Annotated in this window: 5 protein-coding genes; all 5 read left to right on the top strand. The window is 38.7% G+C overall.

Going from position 1 to position 3,721, the window contains the following annotated elements:
• The coding region (locus tag AC4GME_RS10965) for an SPOR domain-containing protein (RefSeq protein ID WP_490379393.1) at positions 1-601 on the top strand (601 nt) is incomplete at its 5' end.
• Positions 594-1,403 carry a Dam family site-specific DNA-(adenine-N6)-methyltransferase gene (locus tag AC4GME_RS10960; protein WP_490376665.1) on the top strand — a complete coding sequence of 270 codons (810 nt, stop codon included), beginning with the start codon at positions 594-596 and terminating at the stop codon, positions 1,401-1,403. The genes AC4GME_RS10965 and AC4GME_RS10960, both read left to right, overlap by 8 nt.
• Positions 1,404-1,500: 97 nt before the next feature.
• A complete protein-coding gene (gene rpe, locus AC4GME_RS10955; RefSeq protein WP_490376666.1) occupies positions 1,501-2,169 on the top strand; it encodes a ribulose-phosphate 3-epimerase in 669 nt (222 codons plus the stop codon).
• 10 nt (positions 2,170-2,179) lie between these two features.
• The gene (locus AC4GME_RS10950; protein WP_490376667.1) at positions 2,180-2,851 is read left to right on the top strand and encodes a phosphoglycolate phosphatase; all 672 of its coding nucleotides are present in this window, start codon (positions 2,180-2,182) and stop codon (positions 2,849-2,851) included.
• Between the two features lie 21 nt (positions 2,852-2,872).
• Positions 2,873-3,721, top strand: an 849-nt coding sequence (trpS, locus tag AC4GME_RS10945; protein ID WP_490379392.1) for a tryptophan--tRNA ligase, incomplete at its 3' end; no start/stop codon positions are given.

Raw genomic sequence — 3,721 nt, 5'->3', positions numbered from 1 at the left:
CGAAGACGTTAAAGATATCGAAGACGTTAAAGATATCGAAGACGTTAAAGATATTAAAAATGAACAAGAGTCTGTTGATACTGAAATTTCACCACCTGATGTCGCGCAAGCAAAAGGGCAACATGGCGTTACATCAGCGGTCCAAATTATTGAAACAAACACCACTGTAGCAGATCAGCCTGAAACTGAAGATATTGTGACGGCGGAGAAGGTTGTTGCATTAGAGCTAAAACCAGAAGTCACCTTGCCGGCAAAAAATAAAAAGCCAGTTATTGGCAAGGAAGAAAGTTTAATTTTCACTGCAAGCTCGCAGTTATTAGCGTTCGCACCTTCAAGTTACACATTACAGTTATCTGCAATGGGATCTGAAAAGTCATTGCAGCAGTTCATATCTAAACATAATTTACCGCAACCGAGCGTTTATGTTTATCAAACGATACGTAATAATAAACCTTGGTATGTGGTTATTTTTGGAGTGTATGAGAGCCGGTTGTCGGCTAAAAGGGCGAGTGAAACATTACCAGGCTCATTGGCAAATATGGATAGTTGGATTAAAAAGTATCAGCTTGTTCACCAGGATTTACGATTAAATAATGAATAAAAAGAATAGAGCATTTCTAAAGTGGGCAGGTGGTAAATTCACACTAACGGAGCAGATTAACCAACGTTTACCAAAAGGAAGACGATTAATTGAGCCTTTTGTTGGTGCCGCTTCGGTTTTTTTGAATAGTGATTTCGATGAATATCTGCTTAATGATATTAATCCTGATTTGATAGAAATGTATAAAATTATCAAGCGTAAACCCAAGCAGTATATTGTTGATGCAAAACATTATTTCCAGGAAAAGTTTAATGATGAAGCTGTCTATTATCAGCTTCGTGCAGAGTTTAACGCCAGCACAGATCTTTACAAACGATCTTTATTATTTCTTTATATGAATCGCCATGGTTATAACGGGTTATGCCGTTATAACAAAAGTGGTGGTTTTAATGTCCCATTTGGGCGTTATAAAAAACCTTATTTTCCTGAGAAAGAGTTACTGTTTTTTGCTGAAAAAGCTAAAAAAGCGACTTTTACCTGCAAACCATATCAAAAGCTGTTTCAGTATTTACGTGACGATGATGTTATCTATTGTGATCCTCCTTATGTACCTCTCAGTAAAAGTGCTTCATTTACCAGTTATGCGAGTAATGGTTTTACTTTAGATGATCAAGCTAATCTTGCAAAATTGGCTAGAGAGTCAAAGTGTTGCGTGTTATTAAGTAATCACGATACAACTTTGACGCAAGAGCTATATCGTGATGCACTTTGTGACAAAGTACTGGTATCACGTACCATCAGTAGCAAGTCGTCTACACGCCTGCCTGTTGCTGAGATATTTGCACTATTTGCAGCACAGTAAAAGCTTGCCGCACAACAAAAACCTTAAAATAAAAAATAGTCTGTTGGCTTTTGCTTCGGTAGAATAAGCGCTCAATTTTTGAAACTGGAAGCAAACCATGACCGACTATTTAATTGCCCCTTCAATTCTTTCTGCAGATTTTGCTCGTTTAGGCGAGGATGTTGAAAAAGTATTAAACGCTGGTGCCGATGTGGTGCATTTTGATGTGATGGACAATCGCTATGTACCCAATTTAACGATTGGGCCAATGGTTTGTAAAGCACTACGTGAATACGGTATTACTGCGCCAATTGATGTACATTTAATGGTTAAACCCGTTGATACTATGATTGTTGAGTTTGCTAAGGCTGGCGCATCAATTATCACCTTTCACCCGGAAGCTTCTGAGCATGTTGATCGCAGTTTACAACTGATTAAAGATCATGGCTGTAAAGCGGGGCTTGTTTTAAACCCTGCAACTTCACTTGAAGTGTTAACCCATGTTATGGATAGATTAGATGTTATTTTATTAATGTCTGTGAATCCTGGTTTTGGTGGACAATCATTTATCCCGTATACACTTGAGAAATTACGTCAGGTAAAAGCCCTGATTAAAAGCAGTGGTCGCGATATTCGTTTGCAAGTGGATGGTGGGGTTAAAACGGATAATATTAAAGAGATTGCACAAGCGGGTGCTGATATGTTTGTTGCAGGCTCGGCTATTTTTAATCAGCCCGATTACAAAGCAGTCATTGATGAGATGCGCAGTGAGTTAGCTGGCGTTTAAGGCTCTATTGATGGCTAAAATAAACGAAATTAAACTTATCTGTTTTGATTTGGACGGTACGCTGGTGGATAGCGTGCCTGATTTACGTCTTGGTCTTAATGCGATGCTTGATGAGTATCAGCTGCAGCATTGCCAGGATCAGGAGATCAAAACCTGGGTTGGTAACGGCTTGCCTAAACTGGTTGAGCGTGCACTTATTCACGTTGGCAAAAATGACTATGATCAAGCATATTTTGAGCAAGCGTTAGCTACATTTGAAAAACAATATCAGCATTATTTAAACAGTGCTTCAGGTTTGTACGATGGTGTCGCAGAAACGTTACAGGCCTTAAAAAACAAAGGTTATAAAACCGCTTTAATTACCAATAAAGCGCAACAGTTTTTACCTCAATTGTTGTCCTTTTTTAATATTGCAGATAGCTTTGATTTAGTACTTGGTGGCGATACACTTAGCAGAAACAAACCCGATCCAATGCAGGTTGATTTTGCTTGTGAACATTTCGTAGTGAGTAAAGCTGAAACAATAATGGTTGGTGATTCCCGCAATGATATTTTAGCGGGGCAAAATGCAAACGTACGAACCATCGCACTCACTTACGGCTATAACTACGGCGAGCCTGTATCGACACTCAACCCAGACTTTATTATTAATCAATTCAACGAATTATTAGATCTGCTGTAAAAGCAGAGCAAGGAAAGTAAAATGACTAAACCTGTAGTATTAAGCGGTTGCCAACCATCTGGTTCATTAACCATAGGTAATTACATGGGCGCGTTACGTCAATGGGTTGAGATGCAAGAAACACACGATTGTCTGTACTGCTTAGTTGACTTACATGCAATTACAGTACGCCAAGATCCAAAAGCATTACGTCGTGCTATTTATGATGGTTTAGCTATGTATCAAGCTGTGGGCATTGACCCGCAGAAAAGCACTATGTTTATTCAGTCTCAAGTACCTGAACATGCAGAGCTTTCATGGATTTTAAACTGTTATACACAGATGGGCGAATTAAACCGCATGACGCAGTTTAAAGATAAATCGCAAAAGAATGTGACTAATATTAATGTTGGTTTATTTAGCTACCCAGTATTAATGGCTTCAGATATTCTGCTTTATAACCCAAATCGTGTTCCTGTCGGTAGTGACCAAAAGCAGCATCTTGAATTAGCGCGTGATATCGCAACTCGCTTTAATAATGCCTACGGTGATACATTTGTTGTACCTGATCCGTATATTCCTGAGCATGGCGCACGCATTATGAGCTTGCAGGAGCCAACTAAAAAGATGTCCAAGTCTGATGATAATGCCAAAAACTTTATTGGTTTATTAGAAGATCCAAAGAAAATTATTAAGAAAATAAAAAGTGCAGAGACAGATTCTGATGAAAAAGCACGTATCTACTTTGATACTGCTAACAAGCCGGGTGTCTCAAACTTGCTGAGTTTACTTTCCTGTTCAACAGGTAAATCAATTGACAGCCTGATTCCTGAATATGAAGATAAAATGTATGGTCATCTGAAAAAAGATACTGCTGATGCAGTGGTAAGC

It is taken from the genome of Psychromonas sp. (genome assembly GCF_983033635.1).
This window is presented reverse-complemented; position numbering and strand designations above follow the sequence as displayed.